17 protein-coding genes, 1 tRNA gene and 1 pseudogene are annotated in these 18,697 nt (G+C 75.6%); 11 read left to right on the top strand and 8 right to left on the bottom strand.

Annotation, left to right across the window (positions count from 1 at the left end; all coding sequences use genetic code 11):
- The first annotated feature begins 133 nt into the window (after positions 1-133).
- From ACK586_RS16820 to ACK586_RS16810, 3 genes are all read left to right on the top strand, one after another.
- Positions 134-1,048, top strand: a complete 915-nt coding sequence (locus ACK586_RS16820; protein WP_409331646.1) for a thioredoxin-like domain-containing protein — start codon at positions 134-136, stop codon at positions 1,046-1,048.
- Positions 1,045-1,749 carry a DUF305 domain-containing protein gene (locus tag ACK586_RS16815; RefSeq protein ID WP_409331645.1) on the top strand — a complete coding sequence of 235 codons (705 nt, stop codon included), beginning with the start codon at positions 1,045-1,047 and terminating at the stop codon, positions 1,747-1,749. Before ACK586_RS16820 ends, ACK586_RS16815 begins: the two co-directional genes overlap by 4 nt.
- 74 nt (positions 1,750-1,823) lie before the next feature.
- Positions 1,824-1,895 (top strand) — tRNA-Arg (locus tag ACK586_RS16810).
- A gap of 43 nt (positions 1,896-1,938) precedes the next feature.
- Here the strand turns inward: ACK586_RS16810 and ACK586_RS16805 are convergent.
- Positions 1,939-2,886: an AraC family transcriptional regulator gene (locus tag ACK586_RS16805; RefSeq protein WP_409331644.1), complete on the bottom strand. Its 948-nt coding sequence runs from the start codon at positions 2,884-2,886 to the stop codon at positions 1,939-1,941.
- 55 nt (positions 2,887-2,941) lie between these two features.
- On the opposite strand from ACK586_RS16805, the gene ACK586_RS16800 reads away from it, so the two are divergent.
- Entirely contained in the window at positions 2,942-3,727 is a 786-nt protein-coding gene (locus ACK586_RS16800; RefSeq protein ID WP_409331643.1) for an NAD(P)-dependent oxidoreductase, read from the top strand.
- A gap of 38 nt (positions 3,728-3,765) precedes the next feature.
- Here ACK586_RS16800 and ACK586_RS16795 read toward each other — a convergent pair.
- Both ACK586_RS16795 and ACK586_RS16790 read right to left on the bottom strand, forming a co-directional pair.
- Positions 3,766-4,497, bottom strand: a pseudogene (locus tag ACK586_RS16795) (cytochrome c oxidase assembly protein); the annotation flags it as partial.
- Positions 4,494-4,949, bottom strand: coding sequence for a DUF2243 domain-containing protein (locus tag ACK586_RS16790; protein ID WP_409331642.1), 456 nt, complete (start codon positions 4,947-4,949; stop codon positions 4,494-4,496). The gene ACK586_RS16790 and the pseudogene ACK586_RS16795, both read right to left, overlap by 4 nt.
- An 87-nt stretch (positions 4,950-5,036) precedes the next feature.
- Here ACK586_RS16790 and ACK586_RS16785 point away from each other — a divergent pair, with 87 nt between their 5' ends.
- Positions 5,037-5,930, top strand: coding sequence for an alpha/beta fold hydrolase (locus ACK586_RS16785; protein ID WP_409331641.1), 894 nt, complete (start codon positions 5,037-5,039; stop codon positions 5,928-5,930).
- Positions 5,931-5,936: 6 nt separating this feature from the next.
- Here the strand turns inward: ACK586_RS16785 and ACK586_RS16780 are convergent, their stop codons facing one another.
- Positions 5,937-6,704, bottom strand: a complete 768-nt coding sequence (locus ACK586_RS16780) for a glycoside hydrolase family 16 protein (protein ID WP_409331640.1) — start codon at positions 6,702-6,704, stop codon at positions 5,937-5,939.
- A gap of 32 nt (positions 6,705-6,736) precedes the next feature.
- The gene (locus tag ACK586_RS16775; RefSeq protein ID WP_409331639.1) at positions 6,737-7,531 is read right to left on the bottom strand and encodes an SDR family NAD(P)-dependent oxidoreductase; all 795 of its coding nucleotides are present in this window, start codon (positions 7,529-7,531) and stop codon (positions 6,737-6,739) included.
- A 164-nt stretch (positions 7,532-7,695) separates the two neighbouring features.
- Here ACK586_RS16775 and ACK586_RS16770 point away from each other — a divergent pair, with 164 nt between their 5' ends.
- Positions 7,696-8,331, top strand: coding sequence for a hypothetical protein (locus ACK586_RS16770; RefSeq protein WP_409331638.1), 636 nt, complete (start codon positions 7,696-7,698; stop codon positions 8,329-8,331).
- Here ACK586_RS16770 and ACK586_RS16765 read toward each other — a convergent pair.
- From ACK586_RS16765 to ACK586_RS16755, 3 genes are read right to left on the bottom strand one after another with little or no spacing between them, the layout of a single operon-like run.
- Complete coding sequence (locus tag ACK586_RS16765) at positions 8,318-9,955, bottom strand: ABC-F family ATP-binding cassette domain-containing protein (protein WP_409331637.1); 1,638 nt, start codon at positions 9,953-9,955, stop codon at positions 8,318-8,320. The genes ACK586_RS16770 and ACK586_RS16765 overlap by 14 nt on opposite strands.
- Positions 9,956-9,979: 24 nt before the next feature.
- Positions 9,980-11,077: an adenylate/guanylate cyclase domain-containing protein gene (locus ACK586_RS16760; protein WP_409331636.1), complete on the bottom strand. Its 1,098-nt coding sequence runs from the start codon at positions 11,075-11,077 to the stop codon at positions 9,980-9,982.
- A gap of 17 nt (positions 11,078-11,094) precedes the next feature.
- Complete coding sequence (locus tag ACK586_RS16755) at positions 11,095-11,553, bottom strand: universal stress protein (RefSeq protein WP_409331635.1); 459 nt, start codon at positions 11,551-11,553, stop codon at positions 11,095-11,097.
- A 135-nt stretch (positions 11,554-11,688) separates the two neighbouring features.
- On the opposite strand from ACK586_RS16755, the gene ACK586_RS16750 reads away from it, so the two are divergent.
- The 5 genes from ACK586_RS16750 to ACK586_RS16730 all read left to right on the top strand — a co-directional run bounded on the left by ACK586_RS16750 (position 11,689) and on the right by ACK586_RS16730 (position 18,597).
- A complete protein-coding gene (locus ACK586_RS16750; RefSeq protein ID WP_409331634.1) occupies positions 11,689-12,717 on the top strand; it encodes an ABC transporter ATP-binding protein in 1,029 nt (342 codons plus the stop codon).
- Positions 12,714-13,478 (top strand): ABC transporter permease subunit, encoded by a 765-nt coding sequence (locus ACK586_RS16745; protein ID WP_409331633.1) that lies wholly within the window; start codon positions 12,714-12,716, stop codon positions 13,476-13,478. The genes ACK586_RS16750 and ACK586_RS16745 overlap by 4 nt, the downstream gene beginning before the upstream one ends.
- Positions 13,479-13,639: 161 nt before the next feature.
- Positions 13,640-17,521 (top strand): multifunctional oxoglutarate decarboxylase/oxoglutarate dehydrogenase thiamine pyrophosphate-binding subunit/dihydrolipoyllysine-residue succinyltransferase subunit, encoded by a 3,882-nt coding sequence (locus tag ACK586_RS16740; protein ID WP_409331632.1) that lies wholly within the window; start codon positions 13,640-13,642, stop codon positions 17,519-17,521.
- 17 nt (positions 17,522-17,538) lie between these two features.
- The gene (locus ACK586_RS16735; protein ID WP_409331631.1) at positions 17,539-17,721 is read left to right on the top strand and encodes a DUF6104 family protein; all 183 of its coding nucleotides are present in this window, start codon (positions 17,539-17,541) and stop codon (positions 17,719-17,721) included.
- A 162-nt stretch (positions 17,722-17,883) separates the two neighbouring features.
- Entirely contained in the window at positions 17,884-18,597 is a 714-nt protein-coding gene (locus ACK586_RS16730; RefSeq protein ID WP_409331630.1) for a metal-dependent hydrolase, read from the top strand.
- Positions 18,598-18,697 lie beyond the last annotated feature (100 nt).

The following is an 18,697-nucleotide window of genomic DNA, read 5'->3' as shown; positions in this document are numbered from 1 at the left end:
GCCCCGCCGCTCCCCGTCCGACGTCCAGGGAGCGCCCAGGTTCGGGACCTAGACTGGCCGGTCGGGAGCCGCCGCCCAGCGCCCCCCGGCTCGCTCCTGGCGGGCCCCACGAGGACGAGCACGAGGAGACGCTGTGCCCAAGGACGACAAGCCCGCCGACGCCCGGAGTGGGCCGGGAGCGTCCGGCCGGGGCGACGCGGCGTCGTCCGGCCGCGGCTCGTCGGGCCGGGCGGGCAGCGGCACGCCGGGCAGGAGCGGCAGTGGCTCGCGGCCCTCCGGGGCGCGCGGGAACGGCGCCCGGGGCAGCGGCAACGGCGGCAGGGGCAACGGCGGCAGGGGCGCCGCCGGCAAGGGCGGCCGCACCCGCCCGGCGGCCAACGTGGTGACCCCCCAGCGCCCCTGGGGCCTGATCGCCGCCGCGATCGCCGTCGTCGTCTTCGCCGCCGCGGTGCTGACGTACGCCGTGCTCCAGGCGCGGGAGTCCGAGGCCGTCGCCGACGACCCGGCGGGCTCCATCGACGGCGTCCAGCAGTACGACTACGCGGCCGGCCAGGAGCACGTCACCACCAGCGTCGACTACTCGGAGTCCCCGCCGGTCGGAGGGCCGCACGACGGGGAGTGGGCCGACTGCACCGGGACGGTCTACGACGCCGACATCCGGCACGAGAACGCCGTGCACAGCCTCGAGCACGGCGCGGTGTGGGTCACCTACGACCCCGAGGCGGTCTCCGACGACGACATCGCCACGCTGGGCGGGCTCGTCGAGGGCACGCCCTACCGGATGATGTCGCCCTACGCCGGGCAGGACTCGCCGATCAGCATCCAGGCCTGGAACCACCAGCTGGCGGTCGACTCCGCCGACGACCCGCGGCTGGCGCAGTTCGCCGACGCCCTCACGCAGAACGACGCCAACACCCCCGAGCCCGGCGCCAGCTGCGAGAACCCGCAGTTCCTGACCTCCCCGCTGGTCGCCGGCGACCCGAGCAGGGGGACGGAGAGCATGGTCACCGACCCGCCGTCGTCCCCGACCGGCGAGACGGCGCCGTGACGGCCGTGCTGGACCGCCCGGCCGCCGCGACGCCCGCACCCCCGGCCCGTCAGCCGCTGCGGGTCGCGCTGCTGGCGGTCATCGCGGCCGGGCTCGTCGCCCTCGGGGGCGGGCTGGCCGTGGCCCTCGGCATCGGTGCCGACGCGGCGCCGGCCGCGCCGGCGGCCGACTCGGTCGACGCGGGGTTCTCCCGCGACATGACGGTGCACCACCTGCAGGCCGTGCAGATGGCCAACCTCGCGCTCGAGCGCAGCACCGATCCCGAGGTGCGCCAGCTCGCCTTCGACATCTCGGCCGGGCAGACCAACCAGGCCGGCCGCATGCAGGGGTGGCTGGCGCTGTGGGGCCTGCCGCTCACCGGGCCCGAGCACATGACCTGGATGGCCGGCGACGACATGGCCGGCCACCACACGGGCGGCACGGACGGGGCCGGGGGGGCCCTGATGCCCGGCATGGCGAGCCGGGAGGAGCTGGCGCAGCTGCGCGGCCTGACCGGCACGGAGTTCGACGTGGAGTTCCTCCGGATGATGATCCGGCACCACCAGGGGGGCGCGGAGATGGCCCGGTACGCCGCCGAGCACGCCGACCGGAGCGCGGTCCGGGTCCTGGCGGGGTCCATCGCCGACGCCCAGGCGGCCGAGACGACGACCATGACGTCGATGCTCACCGCCCGCGGCGGAACGCCGCTGCCGCCGCCCTGAGCGGGGAGGGACCAGCGGCCGGCACCGCCGTCGGCCCGGCCGGGCGGGGCTGGTAACTTCCTCCCTGACCCCGAGCCCCCGTAGCTCAGGGGATAGAGCACCGCCCTCCGGAGGCGGGGGCGCAGGTTCGAATCCTGCCGGGGGCACACATCGCAGGACCGGCCGGACGGCGCTCCACACCCCGCGGCCTCACACCCCGCGCCGCGCGGCACCCGGGGGCTCCCCGGTCACCCGCTTGAAGGCCCGGGCGAAGGCCGCCTCCGACCCGTACCCGAGCTGCCGGGCGACCTCCCCGACCCGCGCACCGCGGGCCAGTGCCCGGCCGGCGACGTGCATCCGGCGGCGGGTGACGTACTGCATCGCCGGTTCGCCGGCCAGCGCGGCGAACCGCGCCGCGAAGGCCGACCGCGACATCCGGGCCTCGCGGGCCAGCCGGGTCAGCGTCCAGTCCGCCCCCGGGTCCTGCAGGACCCGGGCGACGACCGCGCCCACCTGCGGGTCGCGCAGCGCCAGCAGCCAGCCGGGGCCGGTCTCCCCCGCCTCCAGCCACGCCCGGACGACCTGGATCACGATCACGTCGGCCAGCCGGGTCACCACGGCCTCGGAGCCGGGCCGGTCGTGCCGCACCTCCTCCGTCAACAGCCCGAGCAGCACCGGCGACCACCCGTGGGGTGCCGCGTCGCGGGCCGGGACGACGAGCACCGGCGGAAGCAGGTCCAGCAGGGGCTGCGCGCCCGGGCGCTCGGCCTCCATCACCCCGCACACCATGCCCGTCCGGACGCCGCCCCCGCCGATCCGCAGCACGGAGTAGTGCTCGCCCAGGAAGTCCTGCGGGAGCCGATCGGCCCGCCCGGCGATCGGCGCTCCCGGCCCGCTGCGGAGCAGGTGCCCGCGGCCGTGCGGCACCAGGGCGAGATCGCCGGCGCTCAGCGCGTGCGCGGCGCCGGCCACCTCGAGCAGGCAGCTGCCCTCGGTCACCACGTGGAAGGCCAGGCAGCCGTCGAACGCCGGCATCTCCACCCCCCACGGCGCGGTGCCCTCCGCGCGGCAGGAGAAGGTGCCGCGCACCCGCAGGTCGGCGAACACCCCGCCGACGGGATCCACCGGCGTCCAGGGGACGGCGGCCTCGGCTGCCATGGCAGGAGCCTGGCCGCCGCCGGACCGTCCGTCCAGCCCGCGCGGACGAACGGTCATGTCTCCGGGACGGCCGGGGCTGCCGCGGCCGTCCGGCCGCCCCGACGCTGGACGACGCCGGCACCGGGCCGGCGACGAGTCGGAGGAGACGGTCATGCGGGTGCTGGTGGTGGGGGCGACGGGCCGCTCGGGGCGGGCGGCGGTGCGGGCGCTGGCCGACGGCGGGCACGAGGTGACCGCCTTCGCGCGGCGCGCCTCGTCGGTCCCCGATGTGCGGGCGGTGGACGGGGACGCCACGGCGCCGGCCGACGTCGACCGCGCGGTCCGGGGGCAGGACGCCGTCGTCGTGACGCTCGGGATCAGCGAGAGCGCGCTGCGGGTGCGGCTGCGCGGCAGCTCGGGCACCCCGGGCGACGTGCGCTCGCGCGGCACCGCCGAGGTGCTGCGGGCGATGCGGGAGCAGGGCGTGCGCCGGCTGGTGGTGCAGTCCTCCTACGGCGTGGGCCCGAGCCGGGACCGGCTGCCGTTGTCCAGCCGGCTGGTGTTCGCGGCGCTGCTGCGCCCGCAGATCGACGACCACGAGCGGCAGGAGGAGCTGGTGCGGGCCGCCGGGCTGGACTGGACGGTCGTCCAGCCGGTCTACCTGACCGACGGGACGGAGGAGGCCGCGTGCTCCCCGGCCGGGGACGTGCAGGGCTGGCGGGTCTCGCGTGCGGCGCTGGGCGGCGTCCTCGCCGGGGCGGTGGCCGACCCGGGTCTGGCGGGGACCACCCTCGCGGTGTCCGGGGCCGCCCGGGCCGCGCGCGGGTCCCGACCTCCGGCGGGGATCCGTTCCACCGGGTGACGCCGACGCCGGCCCCCGGCTCCGCGGCGGTACCGGGCGGCGAACAGGGCGACCAGCAGCGCGAGGTCGGCGAGGTGGCCGCCGTGGTACATGACCTGGGCGGCCACCTCGACCTCCGGTGCGGCCGGCCCGGCGCCGGGAGGCAGTTCCCCGGCCCGCGCGTAAAGCAGCCGGGCCAGCACCGCGTGCGACCCGCCGGCCGCGACGACGGCGGCCACGCGCACGCCGGTGCCCGGCCGCCGCGGCGCGGGGTCGGGACCGGCCACGGCCCAGGCGAACAGGCACCCGGCGGCCAGCAGGTGCCCGTGCACGAGGACGTGCACCGCCCCGGAGCGGGTGCTCAGCACGTGGAGCGGGGTCGCGTACAGCAGCCAGAGGCCGCCGGAGGTCAGGACGGCACCGGTGGCCGGATGCACGAGGACCCGCAGCGCCGGTGCGTGCAGGACGGCGGCGAGCGGCCGGCGCGCGGGCGGGGACAGCGCCCCCAGCAGGACCGTCAGCGGAGCACCGAGCACGAGCGCGAGCGGCGCGGCCGCGCCCAGGACCAGGTGCTGCACCATGTGGCCGGGCGCACCGGCGGCGGCCTCCTCCAGCGGCGGCGCGAGCGCCGCGCCCACCAGCAGGCACCCCAGCAGCCAGGCCGCCGTCCGCCCGGGTGGCCACGTCCGGCCGCCGTCGCGGCGCACGCGCACACCGGCGAGGTAGAACGCAGCGGGGAGCAGCGCCGCGCCTCCGGCGAACAGCCAGCCGGCGGCCAGCGCGCCGGTCACGCCGGGTCGCGGCCCTCGCCGCGGGAGGCGAGCACCAGGGCCGTTCCGGCGACGAGCAGCAGCACCGCGCCGCCGATCCAGGCCAGGTCGTAGGGGAACAGGTCGACGCCGTAGCGGACCTGGTGCAGCCGGAACACCTTGTGGTCGACCACGCCGTCGAAGAGCTGGAACCCGCCCAGACCGGTGACGAACCCGGCCAGGGCGGACCGGCGGGCCAGCGCGCCGGCCCGCCGCGCGTCGGCCAGCCGGAACGCGCCGGCGACCAGGAGCGCCAGGTAGACCGTCTGCAGCAGGCCGTCCGACAGCAGCCCGACGGCGGTGGTGGAGCGGTCGTAGAAGTGGTGCCAGCCCAGCACCAGGTGGAAGACGACGACGTCCGCCGCCGCCATGGCACCGACGCCCAGCATCGCCCCGGTCAGCAGCGAGCGGCGGCGGGCGAGCGGTCGCGGCACGGCGGTCACGCTCCCGGGGTGCCCGCCCGCGACGCCGCCACACCGGCGCCCGCGTCCTGCTACACCCGGCGGGCTAGCGTCGGCGTCATGGAGCACAACGGGGTGCGGCGCACCGGCGTCGGGGACGTCGAGATCGCCTACGAGGAGTTCGGGTCGCGCGGGGACACCCCGCTGCTGCTGGTCATGGGGCTGGCCACGCAGATGATCGGCTGGCCCGACGGGTTCTGCGCGGAGCTGGCGGCCCGCGGGATGCACGTCGTCCGGTTCGACAACCGCGACATCGGGCTCTCGACGCACCTCGACGACGCCGGTGCACCCGACGTCGTGTCGCTGCTCGCGGGTACCGGGACGGCGCCGTACTCGCTCGCCGACATGGCCGACGACACCGCCGGCCTGCTCGACGCCCTCGGCTGGGGCAGCGCGCACGTCGTGGGCGCCTCGATGGGCGGGATGGTCGCCCAGTCGCTGGCCGTCCGGCACCCGACGCGCGTGCGCAGCCTCACCTCGATCATGTCGACCACCGGCGACCGCAGCGTCGGCAGCCCGGCCGAGGTCGCGCTCGGCGTGCTCCTGGCCCCGGCGGCGCGCACCCGCGAGGAGGCGCTGCAGCGGGCGGTCGACACCTACCGGGTCATCGGCTCCCCGGGCTTCGAGTTCGACGAGGGGTCGCTGCGCGAGCGGGCCGGCCTGTCGTTCGACCGGGCCCACGACCCGGCCGGCGTCGCCCGCCAGCTGGCCGCGATCCTCACCACCGACGACCGCACGCCGCACCTGGGCGGGATCGCGGTGCCGACGCTGGTCGTCCACGGCGCGCAGGACACCCTGGTCGACGTCAGCGGCGGCCGGGCCACCGCCGCCGCGGTCCCCGGCGCGGAGCTGTGGGTGGTCGAGGGCATGGGCCACGACCTGCCGAGGGAGCTGTGGGGCGACCTGGCGGACCGGATCGCCGGGCTCGTGGAGCGTGGCGAGGCCGCCCGCTGACGAGGCTCAGCCGGGCAGCGGGCGGACGACGACCGAGGACACGACCAGCTCGGGAACCGGCACCCCCGTCTGCCCGGCGGGTGCCTTCGCCGGGAAGTCGAACACGCCCAGCATGAGCTGGACCGGGTAGTCGGGCGCCTGGGCGATCCGGCGGACCACCGCGCCGTCGACGGCGAAGACGAGGGAGCCCGGTGCCCAGTCGACGGCGTAAGTGTGGTCCCGGGCGACGTCGAGGGTCATCCGCTCCGCGGAGAACTCCTCGGTGAGGGCCGGGTCGCGGAACCGGTGCAGGCCCGTGCCGACCGCCGCCGTCCCGTCGGCGACGGTCTCGCCGAACACCTCGGCCACGCAGATCTCCCCGGAGTGCTCCGGCACGTCCTCGATGCCCGACAGCCAGAAGGCGACCATCGACCGGGCCGTGACCGTGGCGCGCATCGTGACCTCGAGGTGGCCGTAGGTGGGCGTGAGGCCGCGGAAGTCGGGCTGCTCCTCGCGGACGACCAGGCCCTCGGTGAACGGCTGCTGGCCGCGGGTGCTGCCGACCGGACCGGCCAGGCAGGCCGCCTGCAGGCAGGAGACCCGCAGCGGTTCGGGGTGCAGGTCCGGGCACCACAGCGGCTGGTCGGCCGGGATCGTGAGGCGCAGCCCGCCGTCCCGCACCTCGTACGTGGCCGCCGACGCCGCCCGCGAGCTCCAGTGCGGCAGGTAGTACGGGAACCAGACCTCGCGGTCCAGGTCGTCGCCGGTGAACCGCTCGTCCAGGGTCTCGGGCACGGCGGCACCGTAGGGGGCCGCCGCCGGCGCCCTCAACTGGTCAGCAGGCCGCCCTCGACCGGGATGGTCGTGCCGGTCACGTAGCCGCCGGCCGCGCTCACCAGGAAGACCAGCGCGGCGGCCAGCTCCATGGGGTCGCCGGGCCGGCCGACCAGCACCCGGCCCAGCTGCTGGTCGATGTAGCCCTCCGGGTACTGCTCGGTCATCTCCGAGTCGAAGAACCCGGGGGCCAGCGCGTTGACGCGGATGCCCTTGCGGCCGGTCCACTGCTGCGCGAGGTCCCGGGTCAGCCCGATCAGGCCCGCCTTGCTGGCGGCGTAGGCGGCCTGCGGCAGCCCCGCGGTGGTCAGCCCCAGGATGCTGGAGATGTTGACGACGGAGCTCCCCGGCTGCATGACCCGCCCGCAGGCCTGCGCCATCCAGTAGCAGCCGTTGAGGTTGACGTCGATGACCGAGCGGAACTGCTCGGGGGTCTCCCGGGTGGCCGGCACCGCGGTGCCGATGCCCGCGTTGTTGACCAGGACGTCGACCCGGCCGAACTCGGCCATCGTCGCGTCGACCAGCGCCTGGCAGTCCTCGGGGCGGGCGACGTCGGTGCGCACCGTGATCGCCCGCCGGCCGGCCGCCTCGACCGCCTCGCGGGTGGCCGTCAGCCGGTCCTCGCGCCGGGCGGCGAGCGCGACGTCGGCACCGGCCTGCGCCAGCGCCCGCGCGAAGACGACGCCGAGGCCGGACGACGCCCCGGTCACGATCGCCACCTTGCCGTCGAGCCGGAACATGTCGAGCACGTTCTCGGCCGCGTTGCCGGCCGGGCCCTCGTCCGCCACGCCTGCCTCCTGTCGTCGAAGGATCGGAGGACGACCGTAACCGGCCGGGCCCCCGGCCGCCGCCGTGCCCGCCGGGCGGGCCCGGCACCAGCCGTCGTGCGATCGCAGCGCGACCGTCCCCGCACCGTCACCGCCCCGACACCTGCGGCGCCGACGCTGCTGGTGTGAGCCCGACGCTGATCGCGCCCGCCGCCCCGCACCCCGACGTCCGCCCGCTCCGCCGGCTCCGCACCGCCGCGGTGCTCGCCGGCGCCGGCCTGCGCCCGGGCACCTCCCGCCGTGCCGCGGTCTGCGGCGCCGCCCGCCTGCTGACCGCGCTCGGCGTCCGGGTGCGGGTGCACGCCCCGCTCGTCGCCTGGCCGCGGGTCCGCCCGGGCGCCCCCGGCGTCCTGGTGGTCGCCGACTCCGGATCCGACCTCGCCCACCTCGCCCTGGTGACGGCGGTGCCGGGGACGGTCGCCGTCGACGGCGCCCGCCGCGGACGCCACGCCCGGGCGCTGCGCCTGCCCACCGTGCCGGAGACCACCGGGGCGATCGCGGCCGCCCTGGCCGCCGGCACCACGGTGACGGTGCGGCCCGGCCCGGCGGGCCGGCACTCCCCCGCCGGCTTCGCCGCGGCCGCGGCGGCCGGTGCGGCCGTGTGCCCGGTCGCCGTCCGGAGCCGGCCCGGCGCCGGCGTCACCGTCGTGGAGCTGCACCTGCTGCCCGAGGTCGCCGGCGCGACCGGCGACCCGGCGGCGCTGGCCGACGGCGCCCGCCGCGCGCTGGCCGCCGTGCCGGACGGGCTCAGCCGGCGCTGACCCGCCCCTCGCGGACGTCGAGGCGCCGCGTCGTCTCGACCGCCGCCAGCATCCGGCGGTCGTGCGTGACCAGCAGCAGCGTTCCCCGGTAGCCGGCCAGCGCCTCCTCCAGCTGCTCGATGGCCGGGAGGTCGAGGTGGTTGGTCGGCTCGTCGAGCACCAGGACGTTGACCCCGCGCGCCTGCAGGAGCGCGAGCCCCGCGCGGGTCCGCTCCCCGGGCGAGAGGGTCTGCACCGGGCGCAGCACGTGATCGGCGGCCAGCCCGAACTTGGCCAGCAGCGTGCGCACCTCGGCGGTCGGCCGGTCGGGGATCTCGGCCGAGAACACGTCCAGCAGGGGTTCGGGGCCCACGAACCGGCCGCGCGCCTGGTCGATCTCGCCGATCCGCACCGCCGGCCCCAGCGACCCGCTGCCCTCGTCGAGCGCGACCCGGTCCAGCAGCGCGGCCAGCAGCGTCGTCTTCCCGGAGCCGTTGGGGCCGGTGATGGCCACCCGGTCGCCCCAGTCGACCTGCAGGTCCACCGGGCCGAGGGTGAAGTCCCCCCGCCGGACGACGGCACCGCGCAGCGTCGCCACGACCGCCCCGGCGCGCGGCGCCGCGGCGATCTCCATCCGCAGCTCCCACTCCTTGCGGGGCTCCTCGACGACCTCGAGCCGCTCGATCCGCCGCTCGGTCTGCTTGGCCTTGGCGCCCTGCTTCTCCGCCGTCGAGCGGGCGTGCGCGGTGACGTGCTTGTCGGGGTCCTTCTTCTTCTTGATCGAGTCCCGGACGCCCTTGGCCAGCCAGTTGCGCTGCATCCGGGCCCGCGCCTCGAGCTCGGAGCGGGTGTCGGCGTACTCCTCGTACTCCTCGCGGGCGTGCCGGCGGGCCACCTCGCGCTCCACCAGGTAGCTGTCGTAGCCGCCGTCGTGCACCCGGACCAGCTGCTGGGCCAGGTCGAGCTCCACGACGCGGGTGACCGTGCGGGCGAGGAACTCGCGGTCGTGGCTGACCACGACCACGCCGCTGCGCGCGGAGGAGACGAAGCGCTCGAGCTGGTCCAGCCCGGCCAGGTCCAGGTCGTTGGTCGGCTCGTCGAGCAGCAGGACGTCGTAGCGGGACAGCAGCAGCGCGGCCAGGCCGACCCGCGCCGCCTGCCCGCCGGACAGCCCCGCGGTCGGCGCGTCCGGCACGACGCCGGGCGCGACCTCGGCGACCACCTGCTCCGCCCGCTCGTCCAGGTCCGCCCCACCGAGGGCCAGCCAGCGCTCCAGCGTCTCGGCGTAGTCGTCGTCGGCCCCGGGCTCGCCGGCGGACAGCCGCTCGGCCGCCGCGTCCATCGCCGCCCGGGCCGCGGCGACCCCGGTCCGCCGGGCCAGCAGCCCGGCCACGGTCTCCCCCGGCCGCCGCTCGCTCTCCTGCGGCAGGTGGCCCACGGTCGCGTGCGGCGGGTTCAGCGCGATGCTGCCGGACTCCGCGGGCAGCTCACCGGCGAGGATCCGCAGCAGGGTGGACTTGCCCGCCCCGTTGACGCCGACCAGCCCCACGACGTCGCCCGGGGCCACGACGAGGTCCAGCCCGGAGAACAGGACGCGGGCACCGTGGCCGGCGGCCAGTTCCCGGGCGACGAGGGTGGCGCTCACGGGACACCACCCTGCCAGGGCGGCTCACCCGCTCTCGCGCTCGTCCGCCGGGGGGTCGTCGTCCCCCTCCTGGTCGAGGACGTCGTCGGCGATCTCGTCGAGCATCGCCTCGAAGGCCGGGTCGTCCCCGCCCGGCGGACGGCGGCGCAGCAGCCACGGCTGCAGGTGTTCGTAACCGCGCACCGACACCCGGCGCAGCGGCCGCACCCGGAAGTCCGGCAGCCCGCGGAGGCGGCGGGCGAGCTCCCGGTCGACCAGCACGGTTCCGTGCCGGGCGATCGAGGTCAGCCGGCTGGCCAGGTTGACCACCGGCGAGTACACGTCGCCGAGGTGGGTGAGGACGGTCCCGTAGGCCGCCCCGACCCGCAGCGGGGGCCGGTCCTCGGCCTGCCAGGCCTCGGGCAGGTCCAGCGCGATGTCGGCCGCCGCGGCCGCCGTCGCCGCGGTGAACAGGACGCCGTCCCCCACGGTCTTGACCACCCGGCCGGCCCGGCGGGCGACCACCTCCGCCGCGGTCGACTCGAAGTCCTCGATCAGCGCGCCGAGCTCGCGACCGCCCATGCCGCGGCTGCGGGACGTGTAGCCGACGAGGTCGGCGAAGCCGACGGCGAGCTCCCGGCGGTCCCCGCCGCCCCCGGGACCGGCCAGCAGGCGGTCGGCGTTGGCGGCGAGGTGGCGCCGCCAGACGTAGTCCTGCACCGCCCGCAGCACCGGCAGCACCCGCTGGGTGCGCTCGACCGCCTGCTCGGGGTCCACCCGCTCGGGGCCCTCGGCGTCGCGGGTGAGCACCTCGGCCAGCAGGTCCGCCTGCCAGTCCGCCAGGCGGGAGAGGGCCTGCGCCAGCGCCCGGGCGATCGAGGCCTCGGTGTTCTCGTCGACGAAACCGGCGTCGATCAGCGACGAGAGCAGGCCCAGCGCGTGCACGTCGGCGTCGGTGAAGACGGCGGCGTCGTCGGCGACGTCGGGGAAGCCCAGCGCGCGCCACAGCCGCTGCGTCCGGGCGGGGGGCATCCCGGCCATCTCCGCCACCTGGCGCCGCGTCCACCGGCGCGGCCCACCGAGCAGCAGCCGCTCGATCGCGTCGCGCGCCCCTCTGCCGGCGTCGGCGTCCGGCTCGTCCATCGGCGACCGCCCGCGGCTCAGCCGGTGGTGTGGACGACGAGCACGTCGCAGGCCGACCGGCGCGTGGCATCGGCCGGCACCGAGCCGAGCAGCCGGCCCTTGACGCTGTTGAGCCCGCGGTTGCCCACGACCAGCAGGTCACCCTCCTCCCGCCGGACGACCTCCATGAGCACCTCGACGGGCGACCCGGCCACGGCGACCGACCGCACCCGGCCGGCGCCGGCCGACGCCGCCCGCTCGGCGGCCGTGCGGACCGTCTCGTCGGCCGGTGAGGACCCGACCACCTGGTAGGCCTCGTCGCCGAGCACGTCCCGGGCGCGGGAGAGCTCGCGGTCGTCGGCCTCGTCGGGCAGGTACGCGCAGGCGATGACCAGCTGGGCCCCGCAGGCGCCGGCCAGGGCCCCGGCCCGGGCCACGGCCCGCAACGAGGACTCCGAGCCGTCCGTGCCGACGACGACCGTGCGATACCCGCTCACGTCTGCCCGCTCCGCTCTCTCGACCCGTCGCCGGACTGTAGGTGACCGGCGTCCCCCGCGCGCCCGGTGCAACGAGACCGCCGGCGGGAGGACACGGCCGGCTGTTTGCAAACTGGTAGCAACAAGGTCGCTCCCGTGCGGTTGGATGGTCACGACAACGTCCCGAGTCCCCAGGAGGGCGTCATCGCCACCGGCAGCACGGCTCCCGGCCCCGCTCCCCGCGACCCCGTCCGGGTCGAGGTCAGCGGCCTGACCAAGACCTTCGGCGCGGTCCGCGCCGTCGACGACCTGAGCTTCACCGTGGAGCCCGGGTCGGTGACCGGCTTCCTCGGGCCCAACGGGGCGGGCAAGACGACGACGCTGCGCATGGCCCTCGGCCTGCTCGTGGCCGACAGCGGCGGCGCGACCTTCAACGGCCGCCCCTACCGCGACCTCCCCGAGCCCACCCGCACCGTGGGTGCGGTCCTGGAGACGGCGTTCCACCCCGCCCGCTCGGGCCGCAACCACCTGCGGGTCTACTGCCGCGCCGCGGGCTACCCGGTCGGCCGCGCCGACGAGGTGCTGCGCCAGGTGGGGCTCGCCGACGCCGGTGGTCGTCGCGCCGGGGGCTACTCCCTGGGCATGCGGCAGCGGCTGGCCCTGGCGACGGCGCTGCTCGGCGATCCGGCGGTGCTGGTGCTCGACGAGCCGGCCAACGGCCTGGATCCCGAGGGCATCCAGTGGCTGCGCGGCTTCCTGCGCCACCTCGCCCACGCGGAGGGCCGCACGGTCCTGGTCTCCAGCCACCTGCTGGCCGAGGTCGAGCAGACCGTCGACCGGGTGGTCATCGTCGGCGGGGGCCGGCTGGTCCGCGAGGGCTCGATGGCCGAGCTGCGGGCGGGGGCAGAGGGCGCGGGCAGCGTCGTCGTCCGGAGTCCCGAGGCGGCGCGCCTGGCCGCGCTGCTGGAGGGCCCGGGCCGGTCCGTCGCCGTGGAGGACGGCACCCGGCTGACCGTCTCGGGCGCGACGACCGACCAGATCGGCGCGACGGCGTTCGCCGCCGGGGTGGAGCTGCACGAGCTCGCCTCGCGGTCCAGCGGCCTGGAGCAGATCTACTTCCAGCTCACCAGCGGCACCGAGCAGTACGCCGCCGCTCCGGCCGGGACGCAGGGAGACCTCCGATGAGCGCGCTGGTGCGGTCCGAGTGGACCAAGCTGTTCACCACCCGCACGTGGCTGGGCATGCTGCTCGGCGCGTGCGTCCTCGCCGGGGGGTTCGCCGCGCTGTTCACCGCCCTCGCCGGCCAGGACGGCGCCGGTGGTCCGGGGCTGCCCGCGGTGGGCACCGCCCAGTACGAGGAACTGGTCTTCTCCGTGGCGGCCAACGCCAGCGTCCTCCTGCTGATCCTCGGGATAATCGGGATGACCCAGGAGTACCGGCACCGGACGGCGACGCCCACCTTCCTCACGACACCGCGCCGCGGCCGGGTGATCGCGGCCAAGGTGCTCGCCTACGCCGTGGTGGCCGTGCCCATGGCGCTCGCGGTCCTGGCGGTGACGGTGGTCGTCGTCCTCCTCTACGCCGGCGCCCGGGGCGCCGCCCCGTCGCTGGCCGGCGACAACCTGCGGACCCTGGCGGCGTCGGGGCTGGTCCTCGTGGTGTTCACGGTCATCGGCGTGGGCGTCGGCGCGCTCGTGCGCAACCAGGTCGGGGCGATCGTCGGCTCCCTGGTCTACCTCAACGTCATCGAGCCGATCGTCGCCTCGATCGGCGCGCTGCAGGGCGCGTACAAGTGGCTGCCCGGCGGGGCGGTGCAGGCCATCACCTCCGACTTCGACGCGCCGGACCTGCTGGCGGCGTGGCAGGGAGCCGCCCTGCTGGTGGCCTACGGGCTGGTGGCCGCGTTCGTGGGCACCGTCCTGGCCAGCCGGCGCGACGTGGTCTGAGGCCCCCGGTCCGACCGGCGCGTGCCCTGCCGTCCCAGGCGCCCCGCCGGCCCCGTGCGGCCGGGACGTCCCGACGCCCGCCGGTCCGCGGCAACCGGCGGGCGTAGAGTCGGACACCGGTCCAGACACGTCCAACCGATGCGAAGAAGGCACTCGACCCCGTGTCAAGCTCCAGCCCCTCCCGGCCGTCCACCCCCTCCTCCCCCTCCTCCGCGGTGGCCGGTTTCGGCACCAACGAGTGGCTGGTCGAGGAGATGTACCAGCAGTACCTCGCCGACCCGTCCACCGTGGACCAGGCCTGGCACGACTTCTTCGCCGACTACCGGCCGGGCAGCCCCGTGTCCGGCAGCTCGGACCGCGAGCCCGCCCCCGCGGCGCAGGCGGCCCCGGCCCGGAAGACCGCGCCGTCGCAGCCCGCCGCGGCCGGCGACGGCGCCGCCGCGTCGAAGCCCGCCCCGGAGCCCGCCGCACGGCCGGCGGACGCCCGGCCGGCAGGTGGTCGGCCTGCCGATGGCGAGCCCGCAGGTGGCAAGCCCGCCGCCGCGAAGCCCGCCGCCGTCGGCATCGAGGCGAAGACGGAGGCCACGGTCGTCCACCGGGCCGCCGACCGCACCGACCAGCAGCGCCCGGCGGCCCCCGCGCCGAAGGCGGCCAGGCCGCAGCCGGCCGCGGCCGGCGAGGGCCCGAAGCAGTCGCCGTTGCGCGGCGCCGCCGCCAGCGTCGTCAAGAACATGAACGCCTCGCTGACCGTCCCGACGGCCACCAGCGTGCGTGCGGTGCCGGCCAAGCTCCTGGCCGACAACCGCATCATCATCAACAACCACCTCACCCGCGCCCGCGGCGGGAAGGTGTCGTTCACCCACCTGATCGGCTACGCGCTGGTCCGCGCGCTGGACGACTTCCCCAACATGAACAGCGCCTTCGCCGAGGTCGACGGCAAGCCGGTGCTGGTCCAGCCCGAGCACGTCAACTTCGGCCTGGCCATCGACCTGCCCAAGCCCGACGGCTCCCGGTCGCTCGTGGTGGCCTCGATCAAGGCCGCCGAGACGATGGACTTCGCCCAGTTCTGGGCGGCCTACGAGGACGTCATCCGGCGCGCCCGGCAGAACAAGCTGACCCTCGAGGACTTCTCGGGCACCACGATCAGCCTGACCAACCCCGGCACCATCGGCACCAACCACTCCGTGCCCCGGCTGACCGCCGGGCAGGGCGCGATCATCGGCGTCGGGGCGATGGAGTACCCGGCCGAGTTCCAGGGGATGAGCCCCGACGCGCTCACCGAGCTCGGCATCTCCAAGATCATCACGCTGACCTCGACCTACGACCACCGGATCATCCAGGGCGCCGAGTCCGGCGACTTCCTGCGCCGGCTGCACCAGCTGCTGCTGGGCGAGGACGGCTTCTACGACGACGTCTTCCGCTCGCTGCGGATCCCCTACGAGCCGGTGCGCTGGATGCCGGACGTGCGGGTCGGCCGCGAGGGGCAGATCGACAAGGAAGCCCGGGTCATCGAGGTCATCGAGTCCTACCGGCGCAACGGCCACCTCATGGCCGACACCGACCCGCTGGAGTTCAAGGTCCGCACCCACCCGGACCTGGACATCCTCCAGCACGGGCTCACCCTGTGGGACCTGGACCGCCGGTTCCCCGTCGGCGGGTTCGCCGGCGAGCGGGTGATGGCCCTGCGCGACATCCTCGGCGTGCTGCGCAACTCCTACTGCCGCACGGTCGGCGTGGAGTACATGCACATCACCGATCCCGAGGAGCGGGAGTGGATCCAGCAGCGGGTGGAGCTCAAGGCCGAGCAGCCCGACCGGGAGAAGCAGAAGCACGTCCTCGGGCGGCTGAACGCCGCTGAGGCGTTCGAGACCTTCCTGCAGACCAAGTACGTCGGCCAGAAGCGCTTCAGCCTCGAGGGCGGCGAGTCGGTCATCCCGCTGCTGGACGAGGTGCTCATCGCCTCGACCGACCACCAGCTCGACGAGGTCGCCATCGGCATGGCCCACCGCGGCCGGCTGAACGTGCTGGCCAACGTCCTGGGCAAGAGCTACGCCAAGATCTTCGGGGAGTTCGAGGGCAACATCGACCCCGGTACGGTCCAGGGATCCGGCGACGTCAAGTACCACCTGGGCGCGACCGGCACCTTCCGCAACCCGCTGGCCGAGGGCAAGGAGATCGCCGTCTCCCTGGCGAGCAACCCCTCGCACCTGGAGACGGTCAACCCGGTCCTGGAGGGCATCGCCCGCGCCAAGCAGGACATGATCAACAAGGGTGAGAGCGGCTTCACGGTGCTGCCCGTCCTGCTGCACGGCGACTCCGCGTTCGCCGGGCAGGGCGTGGTCGCCGAGACGCTCAACCTCTCGCAGCTGCGCGGCTACCGCACCGGCGGCACCGTGCACGTCGTCATCAACAACCAGGTCGGCTTCACCACCAGCCCGGCCGCGGCCCGCTCCAGCCTCTACTCGACCGACGTCGCCCGGATGATCGGCGCGCCGATCTTCCACGTGAACGGTGACGACCCCGAGGCCTGCGTGCGGGTGGCGCGGCTGGCGGTCGACTACCGGCAGGAGTTCCGCAAGGACGTCGTCATCGACCTCGTCTGCTACCGGCGCCGCGGGCACAACGAGGGCGACGACCCCTCGATGACCCAGCCCCTGATGTACGACATCATCGACCGCAAGCGGTCGGTCCGGAAGCTGTACACCGAGGCGCTGATCGGCCGCGGGGACATCACCCTGCAGGAGGCCGAGGAGGCCCTGAAGGACTACCGCGGTCAGCTCGAGCGGGCCTTCGCCGAGACGCACGACGCGCGGGACACGTCCAAGCCCGAGCCGGTCATGGACCCGCGGACGGCGCAGGAGTCCGACGTCGCCACGGCCATCTCCGGCGAGGTGCTCAAGGCGATCGGCGACGCGCACGTCTCCTTTCCGCCGGACTTCACGCCGCACCCGAAGCTGCAGAAGATGCTCGAGCGGCGGGCGGCGATGGTCAGCGAGGGCGGCATCGACTGGGCGATGGGCGAGCTGCTCGCCTTCGGGTCGCTGCTCATGCAGGGCGTCCCGGTCCGCCTCGCCGGCCAGGACTCCCGCCGGGGCACCTTCGTCCAGCGGCACGCCGTGCTCATCGACCGGGAGAACGCCGCGGAGTACACGCCGCTGCTGCACCTGTCGGAGGACCAGGCGAAGTTCTTCGTCTACGACTCGCTGCTGTCGGAGTACGCCGCGCTGGGCTTCGAGTACGGCTACTCGGTGGCCAACCCCAAGGCGCTCGTGCTGTGGGAGGCGCAGTTCGGCGACTTCGTCGACGGTGCGCAGATGGTCATCGACGAGTTCATCAGCTCCGGCGAGGCCAAGTGGGGGCAGCGCTCCGGCGTCGTCCTGCTGCTGCCGCACGGCCTGGAGGGCCAGGGCCCCGACCACTCCAGCGGCCGGATCGAGCGGTTCCTGCAGCTGTCGGCCGAGAACAACATGACGGTCGCCAACTGCTCGACCCCGGGCAACTACTTCCACCTGCTGCGGCGCCAGGCGCTGTCGGACGTGCACCGACCGCTGGTCGTGTTCACGCCGAAGTCGCTGCTGCGCTCGCGGGCCGCGGTCAGCGCGGTCTCGGAGTTCACCGACCAGGGCTTCCGCCCCGTGCTGCCCGACCCGGGCATCGGTGGGCAGCCGCTCAACGAGGGCGCGGTGCGCCGCGTGCTGATGTGCAGCGGCAAGGTCGCCTACGACCTCATGGCCCACCGGGAGAGCGCCGGGGTCCGGGACGTCGCCGTCGTGCGGGTCGAGCAGCTGTACCCGCTGCCGGTCGAGCAGATCCACGCGGAGCTGGAGCGCTACCCGAACGCCTCGGACGTCGTCTGGGTGCAGGAGGAGCCGGCGAATATGGGTGCCTGGCAGTTCATCGCCCTGCACCTGTACACGGACATGCCGGAGGGCCGGCGGCTGCGGCCGGTCAGCCGCCGGGCGTCGGCCAGCCCGGCCGTCGGGTCGGCCAAGGTGCACGAGGTCGAGCAGCGCCGGCTCGTCGCGCAGGCCTTCGCCGACTGACGGGCGCTCGACCGGCGATGTACTTCACGGACAGGGGCCTGGAGGAGCTGGTCGACCGGCGTGGCGAGGAGCAGGTCTCCCTCGCCTGGCTGGCCGACCAGCTCCAGGCCTTCGTCGACCAGAACCCGGAGTTCGAGGTGCCCGTCGAGCGGCTGGCCACGTGGCTGGCCCGCGGCGGCACCGACGACGACGAGGAGTAGGCGGCCGCTCCCGCGGGGGCTCCCGGCGCTGCCCGGAGCCCCGCCGGCGGTCGCCCCCGGCCCGACCCCGGTCGGCCGGTCGCCGGGCCGCGGTGGCCGCGCAGGCCTGGCCCTCCCGCGCGCCTCCCCCGCCCGCGGCGCGCGGCGCGGCACTCTCCGCGCGTGCTCGGTCACTCCCACGCCCTGTCGGGCCTGGCCGTCGGCGCCGCGTCGCTGCCCTGGGCCCCGGTCGACGGGACGGTCGCCCAGGTCGCGTGGGTGGCCGCCGTCGGCGGCTTCGCCATGCTGCCCGACCTCGACGCCCACGGCTCCACGGTCTCGGACATGTGGGGCCCGCTCACCGACGTGCCCTCGGGCGCGATCGGCCGGCTCGCCCAGGGGCACCGCTGGGGCACCCACGACGCGCTGATCGCACCGCTGGCCTTCGGCGCGCTCGCGGTGGCCGCCGCGCGGACCTACTGGTCGAGCCTGCTGTTCATGGCGCTGGCGATCGGCCTGGCGCTGCGGGCGCTGCACTTCATCATCCCCGGACGCGCCGAGAACACCGTCGTCGGCAACCTGGTCCTGTCCTGGGCCGGTGCCTGGCTGCTGCTCGCGCACATGCCCCAGCCGATGTGGCTGCCCTGGGCGGTGGGGCTGGGCTGCCTGGTGCACATCGCCGGGGACATGATCACCAAGCAGGGCGTCCCGGTGCCGCTGATCTGGATCGTGCACCGATGCCGGCTCGTCCTGACCCCGATGCGCACCGGCGCGTGGCTGGAGAAGGCCGTGCTCGTGCCGGCGTTCGTCCTGGCCGCGCTGTGGTTCCTCTACGCCAACACCGCCGTCCGCGACACCGTCGACCCGCTGGTCAGCGACCTCCTGGCCCGGGTGTAGGCGCGGAGGAGATCCGTCGGCGTCACGCCGATGTCGTGTCCCCGGACATGTGTCGTGGTGTGGGCTCATGACATGTGTCGCGGTTGGGTTCAGGCGGCGT

It is taken from the genome of Trujillonella humicola, from assembly GCF_046233715.1.
Classification (GTDB): domain Bacteria; phylum Actinomycetota; class Actinomycetes; order Mycobacteriales; family Geodermatophilaceae; genus Trujillonella; species Trujillonella humicola.
Note: the sequence above shows the minus strand (reverse complement) of the source record. Positions and strands in the feature narration are given on the sequence as shown.

Bases quoted from the DNA above. Each gene is read 5' to 3' on its own strand.
- ACK586_RS16805 (WP_409331644.1), bottom strand. From the start codon at position 2,886: ATGGCAGCCGAGGCCGCCGTCCCCTGGACGCCGGTGGATCCCGTCGGC.
- ACK586_RS16800 (WP_409331643.1), top strand. From the start codon at position 2,942: ATGTCTCCGGGACGGCCGGGGCTGCCGCGGCCGTCCGGCCGCCCCGAC.
- ACK586_RS16785 (WP_409331641.1), top strand. From the start codon at position 5,037: ATGGAGCACAACGGGGTGCGGCGCACCGGCGTCGGGGACGTCGAGATC.
- ACK586_RS16760 (WP_409331636.1), bottom strand. From the start codon at position 11,077: ATGGACGAGCCGGACGCCGACGCCGGCAGAGGGGCGCGCGACGCGATC.
- ACK586_RS16745 (WP_409331633.1), top strand. From the start codon at position 12,714: ATGAGCGCGCTGGTGCGGTCCGAGTGGACCAAGCTGTTCACCACCCGC.
- ACK586_RS16735 (WP_409331631.1), top strand. From the start codon at position 17,539: ATGTACTTCACGGACAGGGGCCTGGAGGAGCTGGTCGACCGGCGTGGC.